General features: G+C 67.7%; 22 protein-coding genes. 14 read left to right on the plus strand and 8 right to left on the minus strand.

Translation table 11 applies throughout. The annotated features are described in order from the left end of the window. Window positions 1–3 precede the first annotated feature (3 nt). The 6 genes from VI08_RS03055 to VI08_RS03080 all read left to right on the plus strand — a co-directional run bounded on the left by VI08_RS03055 (window position 4) and on the right by VI08_RS03080 (window position 8,549). Window positions 4–1,977, plus strand: a complete 1,974-nt coding sequence (locus VI08_RS03055) for a bifunctional 5-dehydro-2-deoxygluconokinase/5-dehydro-2-deoxyphosphogluconate aldolase (protein WP_045828058.1) — start codon at window positions 4–6, stop codon at window positions 1,975–1,977. Then, window positions 1,974–3,857 (plus strand): 3D-(3,5/4)-trihydroxycyclohexane-1,2-dione acylhydrolase (decyclizing), encoded by a 1,884-nt coding sequence (iolD, locus tag VI08_RS03060; RefSeq protein ID WP_045828059.1) that lies wholly within the window; start codon window positions 1,974–1,976, stop codon window positions 3,855–3,857. Before VI08_RS03055 ends, iolD begins: the two co-directional genes overlap by 4 nt. Beyond that, on the plus strand, window positions 3,854–4,762 hold the full coding sequence (iolE, locus tag VI08_RS03065) for a myo-inosose-2 dehydratase (RefSeq protein ID WP_045828060.1): 909 nt from the start codon (window positions 3,854–3,856) through the stop codon (window positions 4,760–4,762). Before iolD ends, iolE begins: the two co-directional genes overlap by 4 nt. Beyond that, window positions 4,759–5,556 (plus strand): 5-deoxy-glucuronate isomerase, encoded by a 798-nt coding sequence (gene iolB, locus VI08_RS03070; RefSeq protein ID WP_045828061.1) that lies wholly within the window; start codon window positions 4,759–4,761, stop codon window positions 5,554–5,556. The genes iolE and iolB overlap by 4 nt, the downstream gene beginning before the upstream one ends. Before the next feature lie 24 nt (window positions 5,557–5,580). Further along, window positions 5,581–7,104, plus strand: coding sequence for a CoA-acylating methylmalonate-semialdehyde dehydrogenase (locus VI08_RS03075; RefSeq protein ID WP_045828062.1), 1,524 nt, complete (start codon window positions 5,581–5,583; stop codon window positions 7,102–7,104). Window positions 7,105–7,220: 116 nt separating this feature from the next. Continuing rightward, window positions 7,221–8,549 (plus strand): carbohydrate porin, encoded by a 1,329-nt coding sequence (locus VI08_RS03080; RefSeq protein ID WP_045828063.1) that lies wholly within the window; start codon window positions 7,221–7,223, stop codon window positions 8,547–8,549. A 93-nt stretch (window positions 8,550–8,642) separates the two neighbouring features. Here VI08_RS03080 and VI08_RS03085 read toward each other — a convergent pair whose 3' ends face one another. Then, the gene (locus VI08_RS03085) at window positions 8,643–8,834 is read right to left on the minus strand and encodes a CPXCG motif-containing cysteine-rich protein (RefSeq protein WP_045828064.1); all 192 of its coding nucleotides are present in this window, start codon (window positions 8,832–8,834) and stop codon (window positions 8,643–8,645) included. 39 nt (window positions 8,835–8,873) lie between these two features. On the opposite strand from VI08_RS03085, the gene VI08_RS03090 reads away from it, so the two are divergent. The 4 genes from VI08_RS03090 (at window position 8,874) to msrB (ending at window position 11,639) form a co-directional block, all read left to right on the plus strand. After that, the gene (locus VI08_RS03090; protein ID WP_045828065.1) at window positions 8,874–9,581 is read left to right on the plus strand and encodes an HAD family hydrolase; all 708 of its coding nucleotides are present in this window, start codon (window positions 8,874–8,876) and stop codon (window positions 9,579–9,581) included. 40 nt (window positions 9,582–9,621) lie between these two features. After that, window positions 9,622–10,584 (plus strand): YihY/virulence factor BrkB family protein, encoded by a 963-nt coding sequence (locus VI08_RS03095; RefSeq protein ID WP_084621215.1) that lies wholly within the window; start codon window positions 9,622–9,624, stop codon window positions 10,582–10,584. Then, on the plus strand, window positions 10,581–10,904 hold the full coding sequence (locus VI08_RS03100) for a glycine zipper 2TM domain-containing protein (RefSeq protein ID WP_045828066.1): 324 nt from the start codon (window positions 10,581–10,583) through the stop codon (window positions 10,902–10,904). The genes VI08_RS03095 and VI08_RS03100 overlap by 4 nt, the downstream gene beginning before the upstream one ends. A 123-nt stretch (window positions 10,905–11,027) precedes the next feature. Beyond that, the gene (gene msrB / locus VI08_RS03105) at window positions 11,028–11,639 is read left to right on the plus strand and encodes a peptide-methionine (R)-S-oxide reductase MsrB (protein ID WP_045828067.1); all 612 of its coding nucleotides are present in this window, start codon (window positions 11,028–11,030) and stop codon (window positions 11,637–11,639) included. Window positions 11,640–11,783: 144 nt separating this feature from the next. On the opposite strand, the gene VI08_RS03110 is transcribed toward msrB, so the two are convergent. Then, window positions 11,784–14,108, minus strand: coding sequence for a S9 family peptidase (locus tag VI08_RS03110; protein WP_045828068.1), 2,325 nt, complete (start codon window positions 14,106–14,108; stop codon window positions 11,784–11,786). Between the two features lie 97 nt (window positions 14,109–14,205). Further along, the gene (locus VI08_RS03115; protein WP_045828151.1) at window positions 14,206–15,027 is read right to left on the minus strand and encodes an SDR family NAD(P)-dependent oxidoreductase; all 822 of its coding nucleotides are present in this window, start codon (window positions 15,025–15,027) and stop codon (window positions 14,206–14,208) included. 155 nt (window positions 15,028–15,182) lie between these two features. Between VI08_RS03115 and VI08_RS03120 the strand changes: the two genes are divergently transcribed. Beyond that, the gene (locus tag VI08_RS03120) at window positions 15,183–15,644 is read left to right on the plus strand and encodes a PA2169 family four-helix-bundle protein (RefSeq protein WP_045828069.1); all 462 of its coding nucleotides are present in this window, start codon (window positions 15,183–15,185) and stop codon (window positions 15,642–15,644) included. A gap of 133 nt (window positions 15,645–15,777) precedes the next feature. On the opposite strand, the gene VI08_RS03125 is transcribed toward VI08_RS03120, so the two are convergent. The 5 genes from VI08_RS03125 to VI08_RS03145 form a co-directional block, all read right to left on the minus strand. Continuing rightward, window positions 15,778–16,302, minus strand: a complete 525-nt coding sequence (locus VI08_RS03125; protein WP_157006280.1) for a hypothetical protein — start codon at window positions 16,300–16,302, stop codon at window positions 15,778–15,780. Window positions 16,303–16,361: 59 nt separating this feature from the next. Then, a complete protein-coding gene (locus VI08_RS03130; protein ID WP_045828071.1) occupies window positions 16,362–17,135 on the minus strand; it encodes a YdcF family protein in 774 nt (257 codons plus the stop codon). Window positions 17,136–17,175: 40 nt separating this feature from the next. Next, complete coding sequence (locus tag VI08_RS03135) at window positions 17,176–17,520, minus strand: response regulator transcription factor (RefSeq protein ID WP_198148828.1); 345 nt, start codon at window positions 17,518–17,520, stop codon at window positions 17,176–17,178. A gap of 94 nt (window positions 17,521–17,614) precedes the next feature. Beyond that, entirely contained in the window at window positions 17,615–18,256 is a 642-nt protein-coding gene (locus VI08_RS03140) for a response regulator transcription factor (protein ID WP_045828073.1), read from the minus strand. Further along, on the minus strand, window positions 18,253–20,196 hold the full coding sequence (locus tag VI08_RS03145; protein WP_045828074.1) for a PAS domain-containing sensor histidine kinase: 1,944 nt from the start codon (window positions 20,194–20,196) through the stop codon (window positions 18,253–18,255). The genes VI08_RS03140 and VI08_RS03145 overlap by 4 nt, the downstream gene beginning before the upstream one ends. Window positions 20,197–20,448: 252 nt before the next feature. On the opposite strand from VI08_RS03145, the gene VI08_RS03150 reads away from it, so the two are divergent. From VI08_RS03150 to VI08_RS03160, 3 genes are all read left to right on the plus strand, one after another. Beyond that, a complete protein-coding gene (locus VI08_RS03150; protein ID WP_045828152.1) occupies window positions 20,449–21,003 on the plus strand; it encodes a helix-turn-helix domain-containing protein in 555 nt (184 codons plus the stop codon). 144 nt (window positions 21,004–21,147) lie between these two features. After that, the gene (locus tag VI08_RS03155; protein WP_052697660.1) at window positions 21,148–21,417 is read left to right on the plus strand and encodes a hypothetical protein; all 270 of its coding nucleotides are present in this window, start codon (window positions 21,148–21,150) and stop codon (window positions 21,415–21,417) included. Between the two features lie 39 nt (window positions 21,418–21,456). Then, the gene (locus VI08_RS03160; RefSeq protein ID WP_045828075.1) at window positions 21,457–22,356 is read left to right on the plus strand and encodes a hypothetical protein; all 900 of its coding nucleotides are present in this window, start codon (window positions 21,457–21,459) and stop codon (window positions 22,354–22,356) included.

Raw genomic sequence — 22,356 nt, forward strand, 5'->3', positions numbered from 1 at the left:
CCTATGCGTAGCCCCCTGCCCCGCACCACCTCCCGCCCCATCGACGTGGCCTGCCTCGGCCGCCTCGCGGTGGATCTCTACGCCCAGCAGATCGGCGCCCGCCTGGAAGACGTCACCAGCTTCGCCAAGTACCTTGGCGGCTCGTCGGCCAACGTGGCCTTCGGCACCGCGCGGCTTGGCCTGCGGTCGGCCATGCTTTCGCGGGTCGGCGACGACCAGATGGGCAGCTTCCTGCTCGAGACCCTCGCCAACGAAGGTTGCGATACCAGCCAGGTGAAGGTCGACCCCGAACGCCTCACCGCGCTGGCCATCCTCGGCATCAAGGACAGCACCAGCTTCCCGCTGCTGTTCTACCGCGAGAACTGCGCCGACATGGCACTGCAGGCCGGTGACATCGACGAAGGGTTCATCAGCCGCTGCCGCGCGCTGGCCATCACCGGCACGCACCTGTCGCAGCCGGGCGTGCTCGGCGCCTCACAGCGCGCGCTGGAGCTCGCCCGCAAGCACGACGTGCGCACCGTGCTCGACATCGACTATCGCCCGGTGCTGTGGGGCCTCACGGGTCGCGGCAACGGCGAGCAGCGTTTCGTGGCCGCCGACCATGTCACGGCGCACCTGCAGGGCATCCTGCCGCAGTTCGACCTCATCGTCGGCACCGAGGAAGAGTTCCATATCGCCGGTGGCAGCGAAGACCTGCTGGCGGCGCTTCGCGCGGTGCGCGCTGTCTCGGACGCCACGCTGATCGTGAAGCGCGGCCCGCTGGGCTGCTCCATCGTCGAGGGTCCCATTCCCACCCACATCGACGACGCACCCACCTACCGCGGTGAGCGCGTCGAGGTGCTCAACGTGCTCGGTGCCGGCGACGCGTTCCTCTCCGGCTTCCTCGCCGGCTGGCTCAGCGGCGAAAGCGTCGAGCGCGCCTGCGCGTGGGCCAACGCCTGTGGTGCCATCGTGGTCTCGCGCCACGCCTGCGCACCGTCCATGCCCGGCCGCGCCGAGCTCGATGCTTTCCTGTCTCGCGAAGGCGGTATCGCCCGCCCCGACCTCGACGCGGAGCTTTCGCACCTGCACCGTGCCGCCGTGCCACGCAAGGCATGGAACGAGCTTTACGTGTTCGCGTTCGATCACCGCACGCCGTTCTTCGAGCTGGCCCGCGAGGCGGGCGCGGATGAAGCGCGCATCCCCGCGCTGAAAACGTTGTTGGTCGAGGCGGTGGCCGCCACCGAAACGGCCAACGGCCTCGAAGGCCACGTGGGCCTGCTGGCCGACGACCGCTATGGCCAGGACGCGCTCAACGCCGCCACCGGCCGCGGCTGGTGGATCGGCCGCCCGGTGGAAGTACCCGGCTCGAACCCGCTGGAATTTGAACGCGGCCGTTCCATCGGCAGCCAGCTGGTGAGCTGGCCGCATGAGCATGTCATCAAGTGCCTGGTGCAGTTCGACCCCGATGCCGAGCCGCTGCACCGGGTGGAGCAGGAAACCCAGCTGCTCGCGCTGTACGATGCCGCGAAGCTCAGTGGCCATGAGCTGCTGCTCGAGGTCATCCCGCCCGGCTGCTCCAGCCAGGCCCAGCGCGATGTGCTGGTGCTGCGCTCGCTCAAGCGCATCTACAACCTGGGCATCAAGCCCGACTGGTGGAAGCTGTGCCCGCCCGCCGCCGATGCGTGGGCGGCTATCGACGCGCTGATCGACGAACGCGACCCGTTTTGCCGCGGCGTGCTGCTGCTTGGCCTCAACGCACCGGCGGACTCCCTCGCCGCCGGCTTCGCGGATGCGGCCAGCAGCAGCACGTGCCGTGGCTTCGCCGTGGGCCGCACGCTGTTCAGCGAACCCGCGAAGGCGTGGCTGGCCGGGCGCATCGACGACAAGGCACTCGTGGAGCAGGCCCGCGTGGCATTCGAAGGCATGATCCAGGCATGGCACAAGGCCACCCGCCGGTCGCCGGGCCGCACCGTGAAGCAAGGCGCCGCCGCATGAGCGAGACCATCCGCCTCACCACCGCCCAGGCGCTGGTCCGCTACCTGCAGGCGCTCTACGGGCGCGATGCGGATGTCGACGAGGCCGAGCCGCTGTTCGGCGGCGTCTTCGCCATCTTCGGCCACGGCAACGTGGCCGGCCTGGGCGAGGCGCTGTACGAGGTGCGCGACACGTTCCCCACGTTCCGCGCGCACAACGAACAGGCCATGGCGCATGCGGCCATCGCCTATGCCAAGGCCAGCATGCGCCGCCGCATGATGGCCGTGACCACGTCGATCGGCCCGGGCGCCACCAACCTCGTCACCGCCGCCGCGCTGGCCCACGTGAACCGCCTGCCCGTGCTGCTGCTGCCCGGCGACATCTTCGTCTCGCGCGCGCCCGACCCGGTACTGCAGCAGCTGGAGGATTTCAGCGACGGCACGGTGTCGGTCAACGACTGCTTCCGCCCCGTGTCGCGCTACTTCGACCGCATCATGCGCCCGGAGCAACTGCTCACCGCGCTGCCCCGCGCGGTGCGCGCGCTCACCGACCCCGCGCTATGCGGCCCGGTGACGCTCGCCCTGCCGCAGGATGTGCAGGCCGAGGCCTACGACTGGCCAGTGGCTTTTTTCGAGCCGCGCGAAATCGTGTTCCGTGCGCCGCAGCCCACCGACGACGAGCTCATGGCCGCCCTCGATGCCATCGAGGCATCCGAGCGGCCGGTGATGATCCTTGGCGGCGGCGCCCTGTATGCCAGGGCCACCCCTGAAATCCTTGCCTTCGCCGACAAGCACGGCGTGCCTGTATGCGAGACGCAGGCCGGCAAGGGCGCCATGCCGTGGAACCACCCGTTGCAGCTGGGCCCGGCCGGCGTCTGTGGCTCCACCGCGGCAAACGCCCTGCTGCGCGACGCCGACCTCATCATCGCGGTGGGCACGCGCCTGCAGGACTTCACCACGGGCTCGAACGCCTTGTTCCGCCACGTACCCATCGTCTCGGTCAATGTGAACGCGTTCGACGCGCTCAAGGGCAACGGCATCGAGGTGATCGGCGACGCCGCCCAGGTGCTCGATGACCTCACCTTCGGGCTGGAAGACTGGGCCGCGCCGGAAACCTGGACCGAACGCGCCCGCGGTGCCGCCCTCGCGTGGGTGGATATCGTGACCCGCATCACCAGCCAGCGTGCCGCGCCCCCGGGCCGGCTGCCGTACGACGGCGAGGTCATCGGCGCCGTGCAGCGCTCTTCGCCCACGTCGGCCATGGGCGATATCGTCGTCTGCGCCGCAGGCACGCTGCCCGCCGAGCTGGAGAAACTGTGGCGCACGGAAACCCCGGGCGGCTACCACATGGAATACGGCTACTCGTGCATGGGCTACGAGATCGCCGGCGGCCTGGGCGTGAAGATGGCCGAGCCCGGGCGCGAGGTGATCGTCATGGTCGGCGACGGCAGCTACCTCATGATGAATTCCGAGATCGCCACCTCGGTGATGCTCGACGCGAAGCTCATCATCGTGCTGCTCGACAACCGCGGCTACGGCTGCATCAACCGCCTGCAGCAGGCGGTGGGCGGCGCGCCGTTCAACAACATGTTCGACAACTGCCTGCAAGGCGCGCACGGTGCACCTCGCATCGATTTCGCGGCGCACGCGCGCTCGCTGGGTGCCATCGCCGAGCACGTCGCCGATATCGCGGGCCTGGAAGCCGCGCTGGAACGCGCGCGCGCCGCCGACCGCACCTACCTCATCAGCATCGACACGGACCACACCCGCACCACCGACGAGGGCGGCGCGTGGTGGGACGTGGCGGTGCCCGAAGTCTCCACGCGGGGAGCCGTGCGCGATGCGCGCGCCGGCTACGAAACCGCCATCGCGGGCCGCAAGGCCGGGAACACGCCAGCATGAAGAACGACCCCATCCGCATCGGCATCAACCCCATTTCGTGGAGCAACGACGACCTGCCGTCGCTGGGCGGCGAGACGCCGCTTTCCACCGCGCTCACCGAAGGCAAGGCCATCGGCTACGAAGGCTTCGAGCTGGGCAACAAGTTCCCGAAAGAACCCGAGGCGCTGCGCGACCTGATGGCGGGCTACGGCCTCGACGTGGTAAGCGGCTGGTATTCCGGCCGCGCCGCGGTACGCCCCGCGAAAGAGGAAATCGTTGCCGTCGGCAAGCACCTGCGCCTCCTGGCCGAAAACGGCTGCAAGGTGATGGTGTACGGCGAGGTGGCCAACGCCATCCAGGGCGAGCCGCAGCCGCTGTACAAGCGCCCGCGCCTGCGCACGGCCGATGAGTGGAAGCGCTACGGCGACAACCTCACCGAGTTCGCGAAGTTCACGCTCGCGCACGGCGTGCGCCTGGCCTACCACCACCACATGGGCGCCTACGTGGAATCGCCCGACGACGTGGACCAGCTCATGGCACACACCGGCGAGGAGGTGGGCCTGCTCTTCGACAGCGGCCATACCTACTTCGGTGGCGGCGACCCGCTCGCGGTGCTGGACAAGCACATCGGCCGCATCTGCCACGTCCACTGCAAGGACGTGCGCCCGGGCGTGGTTCGCATGGCACGCAACCGGCACTGGACCTTCCTGCAGTCGGTGCTCAACGGCGCATTCACGGTGCCGGGCGATGGCGTCATCGACTTCGCCGGTATCATCGCCAGCCTCAAGCGCCACGGGTACCAGGGCTGGCTGGTGGTCGAGGCGGAGCAGGACCCGGCCGTGGCGCCCAGCTACGCGTTCGCGGAGAAGGGCTACCAGACCCTGCGCCAGCTGCTCGACCGCGAACCGGTGAAGGAGGTCGCATGAGCCTGCTCGTCAAGGCCGCCGCCCAGGGCGAGGCCATCGTCACCGTCACCCCGGAATCGGCCCACTGGAAACACGTGGGCTTCGCCGCCCGCCGCGTGAAGGCCGGCGACACCACCACCATCACGCTGCCCGCGGACCGCGAGGGCTGCCTGGTGGTGCTCACGGGCACCGTCGACATCAGCGTGGCCGGCCGCGACTGGACGCACCTCGGCGGCCGTGCCAGCGTCTTCGACGACCGCTCGCCACACGCGGTGTACGCGCCGCCGTCGTCCACCTACAGGGTGACGGCACGCGACGATGCGGAACTCGCGCTCGCCTCGGCGCCGGCCACGGGCCGCTTCGAGGCGCGCCTGATCGAGCCGGCAAGCATGAAGCGCTCCGTGCGCGGCACGGGCGCCAACACGCGCTACGTGTGCGACATCCTGCCCGAGACCGAACCCGCCGAAGCGCTGCTGGTGGTGGAGGTCCTCACGCCGGCCGGGCATTCCTCCAGCTACCCGCCGCACAAGCACGACACCGACAACCTGCCGGAAGAGAGCGTGCTGGAGGAAACCTACTACCACCGCATCGACCCGCCGCAGGGCTTCGCGTTCCAGCGCGTGTACACCGACGAGCGCGACATCGACGAATCCATGGCCGTGGGCAACCACGACGTGGTGATGGTGCCGCGTGGCTACCACCCGGTGGTGATGCCGCATGGCTACCGCGGCTACTACCTCAATGTCATGGCCGGTCCGCGCCGCGAATGGCACTTCCGCAACGACCCCGCCCACGAATGGATGATCGCGCGCTAAGCGCGCGACGGAGACACACGACCCATGTCCGCCCAGCCTGAAACCAGCACCCTCTACCGCATCGGCCACTTCATCGCCGGCAAGACCTACGCCGGCTCGCCCAGTGGCACCGCCCCCGTCTACAACCCCGCCAGCGGCCGCGTCGCCGCCGAGGTGGACCTGGCATCGGCCGGCGACGTGGACGCTGCCGTCAAGGCCGCCCACGCCGCGTTCCGCGCGTGGTCGGAAACGCCGCCGCTGAAGCGCGCCCGTGTCATGTTCCGCTTCAAGGAACTGATCGAACGCGACATGGACCGCCTCGCCCGCGTCATCGTGGCCGAGCACGGCAAGGTGCTCTCCGATGCGAAGGGCGAGCTGGTGCGTGGCCTCGAGGTGGTCGAGTACGCCTGCGGCATACCCGAGCTGCTGAAGGGCGAATACACCGAGCAGATCGCCAACGGCATCGACGCGTGGACCATGCGCCAGGCCATTGGCGTGTGCGCGGGCATCACGCCGTTCAACTTCCCGGCCATGGTGCCCATGTGGATGTTCCCGATGGCCATCGCCTGCGGCAACACGTTCGTGCTGAAGCCCTCGGAACGCGACCCGTCGCTCGCCGTGGAGCTTGCCGTGCTGCTGAAGGAAGCGGGCCTGCCCGATGGCGTGTTCAATGTGGTGCACGGCGACAAGGCCGCGGTGGATGCGCTGCTGGACCACGACCTGGTACGCGCGGTGAGCTTCGTGGGCTCCACGCCCATCGCCGAGTACATCTACGCGCGCGGCACGGCGAAGGGCAAGCGCGTGCAGGCGCTGGGCGGCGCGAAGAACCACATGATCATCATGCCCGACGCCGACCTCGACAAGACCGCCGACGCATTGATGGGCGCGGGCTACGGCGCGGCGGGCGAACGCTGCATGGCCATCTCGGTGGCCGTGGCGGTGGGCGAGGCCACCGCCGATGCACTCGTCGCGAAGCTGAAGCCGCGCGTCGAGGCACTGCGCATCGGCCAGGGCCTGGATGAGACCGTCGAGATGGGTCCCGTCGTCACCGCCGTGCATCGCGACCGCATCACGGGCTACATCGACGATGGCGAGGCGGCGGGCGCGGCGCTCGTGGTCGACGGCCGCGGCTACCAGGTGCCGGGTTGCGAGCAGGGTTTCTTCGTGGGCGGCACGCTGTTCGATCGCGTCACGCCGCAGATGAAGATCTACAAGGAAGAAATCTTCGGCCCCGTGCTGTGCGTGGTGCGCGTGCCGGATTTCGCTACGGCGCTGGAACTTGTCGACGCGCACGAATATGGCAATGGCACGGCCATCTTCACGCGGGATGGACAGGTGGCGCGCGAATTTGCGCATCGGGTGCAAGTCGGCATGATCGGCATCAACGTGCCCATTCCTGTACCGATGGCGTTCCACAGCTTCGGTGGCTGGAAAAAAAGCCTCATGGGCGATCACCACGCGCACGGACCCGAGTCGGTGCGTTTCTACACCCGGCAGAAGGCCGTTACACAGCGTTGGCTGAACCACGATGAAAGCGCGGGCGCTGTATTTGCGATGCCCACCCATTAGTACGACAAATATTGATTATGATTCGTCGGTTGTGCACACCGAACATGGTGCGATGCAACTGAGATAAACAAAAACCACGTACGAAAAAAAGTAATTATTTTCAGGGAGAAGGGTTCATGCTTACGAATCTGATCAAGCGTCCCCTCGCCGGCGTCATCCTGGCAGGGCTCGCGTTCGCCGGCGCTGCCCACGCCGACGATTCGCCGAGTGCCATCGGCAGCAGCAACAGCAAGTATTTCTTCGGGGACTGGAACGGCGAGCGCACGCGCCTCGAAGAAAAAGGCATCACCTTCGACTTCGGCTACGGCTTCGAAGCCGCGCACAACTACTCCGGCGGCGACCGCAACATCACCCGCTACACCGACCAGTGGAAATTCGGTGCCGCGTTCGATCTGCAGAAGCTCTGGGGCTGGGACGGCGCCAAGTTCAACATCATGGTCACCGACCGTAACGGCCGCGACATCGGTGCCGACGCCAACATCGGCAACAACCAGCTGATCCAGGAAGTGTACGGCCGCGGCCAGACCTGGCACCTCACGGTGCTGTCGCTGGAGCAGAAGTTCTTCGACGGCCGCCTCACGTGGAAACTCGGCCGCCTGCCGGTCGGCGAGGACATCAACAACTTCTCGTGCGACTTCATGAACCTGTCGTTCTGCGGCGCCCAGCCGGGCAACATCGTGGGCGACTACTGGATCAACTGGCCGACCAGCCAGTGGGCCACCGTGCTGAAGTACAACACCAGCGATGATACGTTCATCCAGCTGGCGGGTTACCAGATGAACCCGAAGTACCCGGACGACAGCTACGCGCGGCACAAGGGCCTCGTGCCTGATTTCCCGAGCGGCACCACCGGCGCCCTCATCCCGCTCGAGTTCGGCTGGAAGCCCAGCATCAACGGCCTGCCGGGTTCGTACCGTGTTGGCGTCTGGTACAACACCTCGAAGGGCGACGACCTGTACCTCAACGACCAGCACCAGCCGCTCGCCGAGTTCGGTGGCACGCCGCTGCAGCACGATTCCCGCCGCGGTGCGTGGATCACGTTCCAGCAGCAGGTCACCGGCACCGCCGGCGGCAAGGGCGCCACGGTGTTCCTGAACATCACGGCCGCGGACCACGCCACGTCCGCCACCAACGCCCAGGTGGCGTTCGGCACGGAGTACAAGGGCATCTTCGACCGCCCCAACGACTTCGTCGGCGCGGCCATCGCCTTCACCCATGCCAATGGCTACGCGGCGCGCAACCAGCGCCTGCTGAACCAGCTGAACCCGGATAACCCGGCCATCGTCAACGACGGGTCGGAGAAGGTGGCTGAAGTGTTCTACAGCTGGTCGCCGATCCCCTCGATCGCCATCCGCCCGAACCTGCAGTACATCAAGGACCCGGGCGGCAGCAACAAGCGCGACGACGCGTTCATCCTGGGCCTGAAGACCAGCATCGCGTTCTGATCCAGCCCACGTAGGAGCCCACCCCGTGGGCGACAGCGTTTGGCGATGAGCTGCGGCTTTTCGCTAAAAGCTGTCGCCCACCGGTGTGGGCTCCTACCCGTCGTTTTCGGCGCTGGCGGTGAGCTCGAAGCTGCCATCGCCCTCGTCGACGACCAGCCGCATCACGATGGGGCGGCAGCATACCTGGCAGTCCTCGATGTAGCCCTGGCTGCCGGCCGAGGTATCCACGGCCACCTCGATGGTCTCCCCGCAATAGGGGCAGGCGATATCAGTGAATTCATACATGGCGGTATCCTATCGCGGCATGCAACCCGGGATAGCCCCATGATCGACCTCATCGGCTTCGACGGCGACGATACGCTCTGGCACAGCCAGGAGTATTACGACCGCGCGCAGGACACCTTCGAAGCCATCCTCGGCAAGTACATCGACCTCGACAGCGGCAACCTGCGCGATAGCCTGCTGGCCACCGAGCGCGGCAACATCGCCCTGTTCGGCTACGGCGCCAAGGGCATGGCCCTCTCGATGATCGAATCCGCCATCGAGCTGACCGATGGCCGCATCGAGGCCCGCGATATCCACCGCATCGTCAAGCTGGGCAAGGATGTGCTCGCGCACCCCGTGGAGCTCCTGCCGGGCATCCGCGACGCCGTCCACCGCGTGGCCCAGACCCACCGGGTGGTGCTGATCACCAAGGGCGACCTGTTCCACCAGGAGTACAAGGTGGCCCGCTGCGGACTGGCCGACGTGTTCCACCGCATCGAGATCGTCTCGGAGAAGGACCCGGCCGCCTACGAGCGCCTGTTCCGCGAGTTCGAGGTCACCGCCGACCGGTTCGCCATGGTGGGCAATTCCCTCAAGTCGGATATCCAGCCCGTGGTGGAGCTGGGCGGCTGGGGCGTGTACATGCCCTACCACAGCACCTGGGCCCATGAGGTGGTCACCGGGTTCAACATGACCGACAGGGTCATCGAGGTCCACGGCGCCGAGGCCATCCCCGAGGCCATCGGCCGGATGGACGCCGCGGCCTGAGTCCACGTTTTTTTCGCGCGGCACCGCCCACCCTATCCGCATGGACCGCAGGATCAACCTAGGCTTCCAGGTCGTGAAGACCACCGCGAAGGGCTTCAGCGACGATGAGCTGATGACCCGCGCGGCTGCCCTCGCCTTCTATTCCGCCCTCTCGTTCGCCCCGCTGCTGGTGCTGCTGCTTTGGGTGGTGGCCTCGTTGCGGCCCGAATGGCAGGCGCAGCTCATCGACGGCCTGAACGGGCTGGTGGGCCAGCGCGCGTCCGGTGCCGTCGCCCTGGTCATCGAGAACGCCAAGCAGCGGCCCAGCGTGGGCAGCATGGCCGGCCTGATCGGCCTGGGCGTGACCCTGGTGGGTGCCTCGGCGGTCTTCGCCCAGTTGCAGGGCGCCCTGAACCGGGTGTGGAGCCTACAACCGCGGCCCGGCAATACCAGCCGCGCCATCCTGGGCTGGCTGCGGGCCCGCCTGCATGCGCTGGGCCTGCTGCTGTCACTGGCGTTCCTGCTGGTCATCTCGTTTTCGGCCAGCGCGCTTATCGCCGTGTTCGTCCGCGGCGGCACGGTGGGCTGGCATGCCCTGGAGATGGTGATCTCCTTCGCTGTGTTCGTCCTGATCTTCGGCGCGATCTACAAGGTGCTGCCTGACGCGATCATTGAATGGCGCGACGCGCTGATCGGCGCCTCGCTCACGGCCCTGCTCTTTGTCATCGGCAAGTACGCCATCGGCATCTACCTCGAGCGCAGCAACGTGGGCGGCCCCTACGGGCCCGCGGGTGGCGTGGTGGTGTTGCTGGTGTGGGTGTATTACTCGGCGCTTATCCTGCTGCTGGGCGCGGAACTCACCGAAGCCGTAGCCGAGGCGCGCGGAACCCCAATTAAACCGCGGCCATACGCCATGTCGGTGAAGCGCGTGGATCCGGCCCCTGTTGACCCCTCCATCACGACGGCGGCGGTATCCCTGAAACCCGCTAACGACACACGCGTTGATAAGGAGGACCCCTCATGAAGAAGCCTCTCATGGCCCTGGTGGCAGCCACCCTCGCCTTCGGCGCCGTCGCGCCGGCGTTCGCACGGCACCAGGTGTGCGAAGACGTCGAGACCAAGCAGATCAATTCCAAGGACAACAACCGCCTGATTGGCACGGGCGTGGGCGCCGTCGCCGGCGGCCTGCTGGGCAACCAGGTGGGTGGCGGCAAGGGCAAGACGCTGGCCACCGTGGGCGGCGCCGTCGCCGGCGGCGTGGTGGGTAACCAGGTGCAGAAGAACCACCAGGACAAGAACGCTACGTACCGGACGGAGCGGCGGTGTCATTGGGTTGAGGATTGAGGCAGGGCATCGCGCGCGAGCGCGCTCCCACAGGGGTTGCGGCTCGGGTGTAAGGTTGGGGCCGCGAGGGCGGTCTATTGGGAAGGGCGCCAGCGGGCGCCCTTCCTTGCTTCCGGAGGTCCCATGCGCCGCCATGATCCTGAACGCCGCCGTTTCCTGTCCGTTTTCGCCGTGACCGCGGCCGCGGCGTCCTCGCTCCCGTTCATCTTCAAGGCCACCCGGCCCGCGGTGGCCGCCGAGGCGCCGAAGCCGATGCAGGCCGGCAACGTCACGCTGGATTGCTTCGCGCCCGACAAGAAGCCGCTGGGCAGCTGCGTGGAGGCGAAGGTGGTGATGACCGACGAGCAGTGGCGGCAGAAGCTGGATTCGCGCTCGTACTACGTCACGCGCCACGAGGGCACCGAGCCGGCCTACACCGGGCCCGGCTGGAACCGGCATGACAATGGCCTGTACCGTTGCATCGGCTGCGATACCGCGCTGTTCGATTCAGCGACGAAGTTTGATTCCGGCACGGGCTGGCCGAGTTTTTGGCAACCGATCTCGAAGCGGAACATCGTGCAGACCGACGACCGCAGCCTGGTGGAAGACCGCACGGCGGTGAGTTGCGCCCGTTGCGGCGCGCATCTTGGGCATGTGTTTGACGATGGCCCGGATCCGACGGGCTTGCGCTACTGCATGAATGCGGTGGCCATGCACTTCGTGCCGGTGCCTGGGGTGCATATCACCTTGTCTTAAAAGCCACTGAGACCAAAAGACTGTGGGAGCGCGCTTGCGCGCGATGGGTTGTGTCGCAAGAGCCATCGCGCGCAAGCGCGCTCCCACAAGGTAACGGCCCACAAGATCCGGGCAAGAAAAAGGGCCCCAGGGGCCCTTTTCGTTTTAGTGCTCGATCGGGGTGAGCTTGAATTCCTTCGGGGGTGTTTCGCCCTTCAGGTAGCGCACGAAGTAATCCCAGCGGCGGCGCGTCATGTACTGCGTGGCGGCACCGTAGCCGTGGTGGGCGTTGGGGATCATGACCAGGTCGAAATCCTTGTTCGCCTTGATCAGCGCATCGACCACCAGCAGGGTTTCGTACGGCGGCACGTTATCGTCCGAGGTACCGTGCGCCAGCATGAGGTGGCCCTTCAGGCCGTCCACCCACTTCTGGTTCGCCTGGTCGTCGTAGTTCGACTTGCCGTCCTTGTCCTTGACCAGCAGGCCCTGCCACTTCTCGGCCCAGTCGTCTTCGTAGTTGCGGTTGTCGTGGTTGCCCGATTCCGAGATGCCCACCTTGAAGGTATCGGCGTAGCGGAACATGGCCGTGGCGGTGGCGTTGCCGCCGCCGGAGTGGCCCCAGATGCCGACGCGGTCGCCATCGATCCACGTGTTCTGCTTCACCAGCTGCTTCACGGCCGCGACCTGGTCGGGCAGCGTGTTGTCACCGATGTTCTGGAAATACGCATCGTGGAACGCCTTCGAGCGCAGCGGCGTGCCCATGCCGTCAACGGCCACCACCACGAAGCCGAGTTCGGCCAGCGCCTGGTTATCGCCGTGCGACGGCACGAAGCTGCGCGTGCGCACCGAACCCACCTGCGGGCCCGGGTAGATGTAGACCACCAGCGGGTATTTCTTCGACGGGTCGAACTTCGACGGCTTGAACATCTGGCCGTAGAGGTCGGTCTTGCCATCGCGCGCCTTCACGGTGAACGCGGTGGGGGCGACCCAGCCGGCGGCCTTGAGGCGCGAGATATCGGCCCTGGCCACTTCCTTCACGACGGCGCCGGTATCGCTGCGGCGGACCACGGCGACGGGCGGCGTGTTGATATCGCTGTACGAATCGAAGAAGTACGTGCCGTCCTTCGACATCGACACGGTGTGGTCGAACTTCTCCGGGGTCAGCAGGGTGAGGTTCGAGCCATCGAAGTTCACCTTGTAGAACGACTGGAAGTACGGATCGACGCCCTTCTCGCGGCCCACGCCACGGAACCAAATGGTCTTCGTCTTCGGGTCGATATGCAGCACCTGGGTGACGTTCCAGTCGCCCTTGGTGATCTGCTTCTCAAGCTTGCCCGTCTTCAGGCTGTAGGCGTACAGGTGGCCCCAGTTGCTGCGCTCGGAGAACCAGATGACCTGATCGGTCTCGGGCACGTACTGCCAGTTGGCGTTCTCGAAGCCGCCCTCGAAGTACGTCTTGGCTTTTTCGTCGAACACGGTGCGGACATCGCCCGTCTCCGGGTTGGCCAGGCGCACCCATTCGTGCGTGTGGTCGCGCGCGGTGGAAACGAACGCGATGCTCTTGCCATCGGCCGACCAGCGCACGTCGTCCCATACGCCGGGGCTGCACGAGACATCGTCGCACACCGTGGAGCGGTGCTGGTCAGGCTGCATCTTGAAGCGCACGGTCTTCTTCGTCGGCACGTCGATGACGACGCGCTCGATCATGGTCACGTCTTTGTCGCCCGGCAGCGGGTACTTCCAGGTATCGACCGTGGGGTGGCCCACGTTGACGCTGACCGTGGTCATTTCGCCGGTCTTGCGCTGGTCCTGCTGGAACGTGGCCAGCTTCTTCGAATCCGGCGACCACACCACGATGGCTTCGTCGGTGTGCTTCCAGCCGGCGTTGTCGGTGGCGTAGCCGAAATCCTTGATGCCATCGGTGGTGAGCTGCGTCTCGGCGCCCGTGGCCACGTCGCGCACCCACAGGTTCCAGTCGCGCACGAAGGCCTCGGACTTGCCATCGGGCGACTTCAGGCCCGGCTCCTCGCCGTAGGGCTTGCCGTTCGGGTCTTTCTTCACCGCGGCCAGCTCGCACTTGCCCATGGCCTTGTCGCACACGTAGTGCTTGCCGCCCGAGGTGATGTCGAGGCCATCATCCGGGCGCACGACGAAATCGGTGACCGGCAGCTTGGCCGGGTCGACCTTCTTGCCGGTGGACGCGGCGAGGGCCTTGGCCACCTTCTCGCGATCGAAAGCGGGCGTGGCCTTGCCGGTGCCAAGGTCGACGGTGATGAACTGGTCGCCGTCCTTGTCATGGTCGCGATACCAGAAGTGGGTATCGTCGAGCCACTTCACGCGCTGCACCGAGTGGTCCACCAGCGGCATGGTGTTGTTCGCCAGCATCGCGTCGGCGCGGCGGTAATCGTCGACGCTTACGGTCTGGGCGGAAACGGCCCCGGCGAGGCCGAGGAGGACGGCGCCCGCGAGCGCCGGGTAATGCTTGGACATGGGTAACCCCTTGGCGGAACGTGTCGGCGCGGAGGGCGCCGCGAACCGGACGAGGCTAGCCCCCGTCACCGCCCCGGGCGTATGCCATAGGTCATGGTCAGCCCTGCCCGCCCCGCTCGCGCCGCACCCGGAAGCGCCGGCCCTGCCGCTCGGTCATCTTCAGCGCCAGCCCATCGGGCAGCACCTTGAACAGCCACTTGATGAAGCGGTTCATCCGGCCGTTGACGTACACGGGCTTACCGGCTTCCACGGCATCCAGCCCCTCGCGGGCCACCGTGGCGGCGTCCATCCACATGTAGCCAGGCATCTTCGAGACGAGGGGGCGCGCCCCGTTGACATCGTGGAACTCGGAGTAGGTGAAACCCGGGCACAGCGCGGTCACATGCACACCGGTGCCGGCCGCCTCGAGCGCCAGCGACTGCGAGAACCGGATGAGGTAGGCTTTGGAGGCGCCGTACAGCGTGTGGCCCGCGGACCCCGGCACGAGGCCCGCCAGCGAGGCGACGTTGACGATGCGGCCGTAGCCGCGTGCCTTCATGCCCGGCAAGAGGCGCCAGGCCAGTTCGGTCGGTGCGGCCATCATCACCTGGATGAAGGCCGCGTGTGCCTCCCACGGCTGCTCGTCGAGGTAACCGGTAAGGCCATAGCCCGCGTTGTTGATGAGCACGTCGATGTGCAGGCCCTGGTCGCCCAGCGCCGCGACGAGGGCTTCGGCGGCGTCGGTACGGGCAAGGTCGAGCGGCGCCACGATGGCCTCGATGGCATGGCGCTCGCGCAGCTCGGCCGCGAGCGCTTCGAGGCGGTCGGTGCGGCGCGCGGTGAGCACCACGTCGAAGCCGCGGCGGGCCAGTTCGCGGGCGAAGGCCTCGCCGATGCCGGCAGAGGCGCCGGTGACGAGGGCGCGGCGGTTCGATGCCATGGCAGGTTCCTTGGTGGCGTGAGGCGTGATGGCCGAGTATGCCTGCTGCGCGTATGAACGCGGGCCGTGCGTGGTGGCGAGGGCCACGCGATGTTCACGCGGCGCACCCGGTGCCGGACGCGATGCTGGCCGCCCACCCCCAAGGAGCCACGCCCATGACTGCAACGACCGAACACGACATCAAGGTGCTCAACAACCTGATCGAAACCACGATCGACAGCGCCGAGGGCTACGGTGAGGCCGCGAAGGACGCGCATAACACCCGTTATGCCGCGGCCTTCCAGCTGCGCGCCGCCGAGCGCCGCCAGGTGGCGCAGCGCCTGCAGCAGCAGGTGCGTTCGCTGGGCGGTAACCCTGAGGACGACGGCACGGTGCTCGCCAAGGCGCACCGCATGTTCGTCGAACTGCGCGCGAAGATCGGCTCGAAGGATGACGTCGCCATCGTCGACGAAGTGGAACGCGGCGAAGACCACATCAAGGCGAAGTACGAAGACGCCATGAAGGACAGCGACGTCACCGCCGGCACGCGCTCGCTCATCAACGAATCGTACGTGTCGGTGAAGACCGGCCACGACCAGATGCGCGACCTGAAGCATTCGCTGCACGGTTCGCACTGACAGTAGCGGTGGTTAATGAAAAGGCCCCGGCTAACGCCGGGGCCTTTGCTGTCTCTGTAGGAGCCCACCCTGTGGGCGAAAGCTTTTCGCGAAGAGCTGTCGCCCACGGAGTGGGCTCCTGCAGGGGCCGCGTTTATTTGGCAGCGTCGTCCTGTGCCATCAGGGCGTTGATCTGGCCCTTGTGCGATTCGTAGAAGGCCACGTTCTTCTGGTTGACCTTCGACTGGTCGACGTACTGCGCCATCTGCGGGTTGTTCTTCGCTTCCGACGCGATGGCCGCGTTGGTGACGGCGAGGTTGGCCAGCATGAAATCACGCGGGGTGAAGCCGTGCTTCTGGATCAGCGGCCCGATGCGCGGGTCGGAGTCGGTGACGGTCTTGGCCAGGTCGTCGAGCGAATGGATCTTCGAGAAATCGGTTTCGGCATCCTTCGGCTTGATGCCCTGCTTCTTCGCATCCTGCGACACCGCCACGAGGCGGTTGAACACGTCGTCGGTGAGGTTGTAGTTCTGGATGGCCGCGCGGTCGGACGCAGGAATCTGCGACGCGGGGTTGACGGCCGGCGCAGGCGCCGCCTGGGGCGCGGCCTGCTGCGCGAACGCCGACGGGGCGAGGGTAGCGGTGGCCAGCAGCGCGGCGAAAACGTAGCGGAACTTCACGGGCATCTCCTTGGGTTCGGTCCGTGGCTGGACGGTGCGCCAGCATAAAGGGCCAAATGTTAGCTATGTGTCTGCGTGGTCACGTTTTCTTCAGGAACCCGGGGCACGTTCCAGCCCAGCGCGTTGTACACGTGGTAACGCCACACGCCCACGTATTCGTGCAGGGCGAAGTCGGCGAAGAAGAGGTTTTCCGTACCCGGCAGCCAGTCGTAGCGGGCGGCGACGTAATCGCCGCGGACGGGCTCGGCGCGGATGCCGAAATGGGCGAAGTAGAGCACCGCCCGCTTCAGGTGGATGGCCGACGACACCAGCACCACCTTGTCCGCGCCATAGGCCTTCAGCAGCGGCTGGCTGTTCTGCGCGTTCTGGAACGTGTTCATGCTGCGCGCCTCGAGCATCATGTCGCCGCGCGGCACGCCCAGCCGGCCGAGCGTGATGGCGTAGGTATCGGCTTCGGCCAGGCCGGTGCGCATGGCGTCGCCACCGCTCACCTCCACCTTGCAATCGGCGCCCGTGGCCTTGCACGCACGGTAAAGCTCCGCCGTGCGCAGGATGCGGCCATCGGCATAAAGGCTGGGCTCGACGCCACCGGCGCCCGTGCGCACCGTGCCGGCACCCAGCAGGATGATGGCGTTCTTCTGCCCCCAGCCAGCCACATCGGGCGCGAACCCCGATTGCAGGTTGCCGAGCAGGAAGGCGGTGAGCGGACCGCAGCCAGCGAAGAACAGCCACGCCACGGCAAACACCACCAGCGTGGATGCCGCGCGGCGTCGACGGCGCCAGCCCAGAATCGCGGCGACGAGGAGCAGGACGAGGAACAGGGTCAGGATCATGGGGCCCGAGCGTATCAGAGAGCCATGAAACAAGATCGTGTCAGCGCGCGGCCAGCGCCTTTTCGAGACAGGTGGCAAGCGCACTGCCGGCGAAGGGCTTGCCGAGGTAGCAGAACGCGCCCGCCGCCATCACCGTCTGGCGGATCGCATCGTCGGGGTAGCCGGAAACGAACACCATGGGGTAGGTGCGGCCGCGGGCCAGCAGGCGCCGCTGCAGGTCGGTGCCATCCATGCCAGGCATGTGCACGTCGGAGACCAGGCAATCGACCCCTTCATCGCCGCCGGGGCGGAGGAAATCCTCGGCGGAGGCAAAGCCCCGCGCCTCGTGCCCCAGCGACCGGACCAGGCTCGCGGTGGCCACGCGCACCGCGTCGTCGTCGTCCACGATCGCCACAATCCTGTTCGCGGCCAAACTGCGATCCTCGTCACGCGCTACTGCTGCGCGGGCCTACAGTGCGCCGCCGGGCCCGCGATGGGAATCATACGGAGGTGTGGTCGCCCAATGCTTCCGCGTGGCGCACCAGGTCGGCCAGCGAGCGCACGCCCATCTTGCGCATGACGTTGCCACGGTGGATTTTCACCGTGATTTCGGACAAACCCAGCAACGCGCCCACCTGCTTGTTCATCAGGCCGGCGGTGACATGGCGCATCACTTCGCGCTCGCGTGGCGTGAGCGACGCGTAGGCCGTGCGCACGGCCGACAGCGCATGCGTCTCGCGGCGGCTGGCGGCGTCGCGCTCGATCGCCGCGGCCACCGCGTCGAGCATGTCCTGGTCGCGGAACGGCTTGGCGAGGAAATCCAGCGCGCCCGCTTTCATGGCGCGCACGGACATGGGGATATCGCCGTGCCCGGTCATGAACACGATGGGCAGGCTGTTCTCCATGGCCGCCAGCTGCGATTGGAAATCGAGGCCGCTGACACCCGGCAGGCGCACGTCGAGCACCAGGCAACCGGGCGCGGCGGCGTTCTCGCGGGCAAGGAAATCGGCGGCGCTGCCGAAGGTGGCCACCGCCAGGCCCACGGAGCGGAACAACGATGCCAGCGCCTCGCGCACCGCCTGGTCGTCGTCGACGACGCAGACGACGGGCACCAGGGCCACGGCAGGCATCGGCTGGGTCATGCGCGGGCCTCCTCGGCCACCGCGAGCGGCAGCGTGAAATGGAAGGTAGCCCCCCCGCCGGGGCGATTGGTCGCCCACAGGCGCCCACCGTGAGATTCCACGGTCGAACGGCAGATGGCAAGCCCCATGCCCATGCCACCGCCGCGGCTAGTCACGAAGGCGTCGAAAAGGTGGGCGGCGATATCGTCCGGGATGCCCGTGCCGGTGTCCTCCACCTCGACGAGGAGCGTGCCGGGGTCGCTGGCCTGCGCACGCAGGGTCAGCTCGCGCGCGCCGGGCACGCTGCCCATGGCCCGGATGGCGTTGGCCATCAGGTTCACCACCACCTGTTGCAGCTGCACGCGGTCGCCGTGCGGCGTGGGCGTCTCGTGCTCCATGTCGATGGTGAGCGTGATGCGGTGCCGGGCCAGTTCGCCGTCGAGCAGGCGCGCGCATTCCCCGGCCAGGCTGCGCAGGCAGAAGGCGGCGTGCTGGCGCGGTTCCTTGCTCGCCAGCGAGCGCACGCGGTTCACCACGTCGCTGGCCCGGCGCGCATCGCGCACCACGCGCTCGATGCCCTCGCAGGCCTCGGCCAGGTCCGGCGCGTCGCGGCGCAGCCAGCGCAACGCGGCTTCGCCGTGGGTGACGATGGCGGCCAGCGGCTGGTTCACCTCGTGCGCGATGGTGGCGCTCATCTCGCCGAGGGCGGTGACGCGCGCCGCCTGGGCCAGTTCGCTTTGCACCGCGATGAGCGCGTGCTCGGCGCGCTTGCGGGCGGTGATGTCGACGACACTGACCAGCACGCGGTCGTAGCGCGTGGGGCCCAGCGGCATGCTGACGGCGAACAGCACGTCCACCCGTTCGCCCTTCAGGTTCATGAGGTGGGTTTCGCCCTCCGCCGCACCGGTGCCGTCAAACACCGTGAGCAGCACCTGGGCGAACGTACGGTCACTCCCGGGCAGGAAGCGGTCGAGTGGGCCCAGCAAGTCGTCGCGGCTGTGCGCGCCCAGCAGGCGTACCGTGGCCGCGTTCACGTCGGTCACCCGCGTGAGCGCGCAGGCATCGCGGACGAACGCCGGGTGTTTGTCGAGGTACGCGGCAAGATCCACCACGCCCTGCTCGCGTAGCTGCGCGATGCGCCCCACCACCAGGGTGTAATCCTCCTCCCAGAACGAGAACCGCGCGCTTTCGAAAATGGCGCGGTAGCGGCGCTCGCTTTCCCCCAGCGCCGCGTCGGCGGCGCGCCGCGCGGTGATGTCGGTGCCCGCCTCGAGGATGAGCTGCGCGCGGCCCGCGCCATCGCGCAGCAAGGCGCAACGCGCCTCGACCAGCACGATGCGCCCGTCGCGGTGCTGCTGGATCAGCTCGCCCTCCCAGCGGCCCTCGTTGAACACGTGCGCATCCATCTCGGCGCGGTTGCCGGCGAACGCCGTGGCCAGCAGCTCGCTGGCGCGGCGGCCGATCGCCTCGCGCGCCGTATAGCCATACAGCGCTTCCGCGCCACCGTTCCATTCCACGATGACATCGTCGGTATCGCGCACGTAGATCGAATCGTGCGTGAGGTCGATGAGGCTGGCCTGGCGGATGATGGTGGCCATGCGCGCACTGCCACGCAGCGCGAGTACACCCGTGACGATGATGGCTGCGAGGCTGACCAGGCAGCGCAGCAGGGCCGCGTCGGGCGCGGGCCAGCCATGGCCGTGCGCATACGAGGCCACGGTGAGGGCGCAACACCCCGCGGCGGCCGCGATGATGGCGCCGCGCTGGGCACCCGCGGCGACCAGCAACACCACCACGAGGTAGACCACGGCCACGGCGCCCTGCAGGGCGGTGAAGGTATCGACGACGAACACGCCCAAAGCCAGCAGCGTGGCCAGCGCCACGCGCCAGCCCGAGGCAGCCCGGCGCGGCCCGGCGAGGGTGCGGGCGGGGTCGGGCGCGGGGGCGGCAGGTCGGGGCATCCGGTGGCTCGTCGCGGTGGTCTTATACGGATTCGGCCGAAATCGTGGAGAAAACGCCCTTGGGTGTCTTGCACGCCGGTGATGGTTTTTGACCGTTACGGCATGACCGTTACAAGAAAGGGGGCGAAGGTCCAAATCATCCTTAGGTATGGGCCCCCAGAGCCCAACGTAGAATTCTGCCGACCCCGCCAGCGCGCATAGGCTCCCACCATGGGCCCCGTGCCCATGCCCCTGCCCCTGCGGAGCCCGACCATGCACCCTGACACCCTTGCCTGCGCCGCGCCGGCGCCCCAGGCCCCGTCGGCCACCGCCGACGAACCCACCGTGGCGCGCCTGCTCGAACAGGCCCTGGTAGCCGTCGAAACCGATCTTGCCACCACCCGCGCCTGCGTGGCCCGGGTGGCCGCCCTGCTCGAGAAAGCCGAGGCGCCCGTGGCCGCCGATGCCGGCGCCCGCCGCCGGGTTGGCGCCGGGCTGGCCCCGTGGCAAGCCCGCCGGGTGGCCGCGCACGTGGACGATAACCTGGGCTTCGCCATCACCATCGACCACCTCGCCACCCTGGCCGGCCTAAGCAGCAGTTATTTCTGCCGGGCGTTCAAGGATACCTTCGGCGAGCCGCCGCACGCCTACATCATGCGCAAGCGCGTGGAACGCGCCCAGCACCTGATGCTGCAGACCCGCGAGCCGCTCAGCCAGATCGCCCTGGCCTGCGGCCTCTCCGACCAGGCCCACCTGTGCAACCTCTTCCGCCGCCTGGTGGGCCAGAGCCCCAGCCACTGGCGCCGTGCCCAGTGGCAGGAAGCCTGAGCGCACGCGCCCGGGCCATGCCTTCCGGTACAAGCGCCCGCGCGCGCCGGGCGCCTACACTGCCCATGGTCCGGGCAGAAAGGATGGGGACAGGGAAATTGGGCACCTTGCCGTCGATGTCTTGTGTGGGTCGAGGTTAAACACATGTCATACGCCCCCGTTGTCGATATCCGTTCCGCCACGCCGGTGCCCACGAAGGCACACGCCTGGCACGTGCTGCGCGAGGCCTCGCGCATCGAACCCGACGAAGCCACGCGCATCGCGTGGTACCGCGACGAGCCCATCGCCACGCTGGGGCGCCACACCGCGGAATCGCTGGTGGCGATGGGGCGCTACCTCGACGTGCTCGATTTCCTGCGCGGCGTCCGCCTCGACCTCGGCCTCGAACCCTCCCACGGCTTCGGGGCGTTCTAACCACGTATCGGCGATCCCGGTTCGCGATACCCTGCGGGCATGTCGATCGACGAAGCCCGCCTCACCGGCACGGAAGACCCCCTCAGCGCCGAGCGCGCCTACGAGCTCTACTGGGCGGAGCTGCTCGGCGACGCCCCCCGTTTCACCTGCGCCGGTACCGGCTGCAGCGCGCCCCTCACCTGCGCCTGCCTGACGAAGCCCGAGCAGACGCTGCTCATCCGGCCCTATTTCCGCTCCCACCGCCTGGACGACCACGCCCCCACCTGCGAGGTGGTGCACGGCCGTGGCGAGGCAAAACCCGCCAGGGGTGCCGACGTGTTCGAGGCCGAACGCCCCGCGGGGCATTTCCGCGCCCCGGCGGCGGCGCCGGCACGGCGTGCGACGCCCGCCGGTGGCGGCACGCACGCCACGCGGCCGCGGCCCAGCCACTACTACCGGCTCTCGTCGCTGGTGCAGAAGTTCCTCGAGCATCGGCGCGACAAGGACCTGGCCGAGGCGCCGGTCACCATCGGTGGCGAGACCACCACGTACGAAGCGCTGTTTCGCAACGTCTACCGGCAGAAAGTGGCCGACCACCTGCAGACCCGGGCGGTGTGGTGGGGCACCGCCTCGCTGCGCGCCACGAAGGACGGGGGCTACTACCTGCGATTCACGCGGCCGTTCCGGCATGGCGACGAGCTGCTGAAGCCCACCATCACGCTCACGGCGAAGGATGTGGACGCCTACCCCGTGCGCAAGCTGCTGCGTGCCCGCCTCGACAAGCTCATCGCGGAGCACGAGGGATACTGCGTGGTGTTCGCCTGGGCGAAGCCGTGGATGCCGAAGGATGCCGAGAAGCCGTTCGTGCGCTTCTACATCGATAACCTCGACCACATCGACGTGCGCAGCCCCGAAATCCTCGAAGAACTGAAGAACACATCGCGCATCACGCCCGCCTGA

The organism is Luteibacter yeojuensis, from assembly GCF_000964085.1.
In the GTDB taxonomy this organism is placed as follows: Bacteria; Pseudomonadota; Gammaproteobacteria; order Xanthomonadales; family Rhodanobacteraceae; genus Luteibacter; species Luteibacter yeojuensis_A.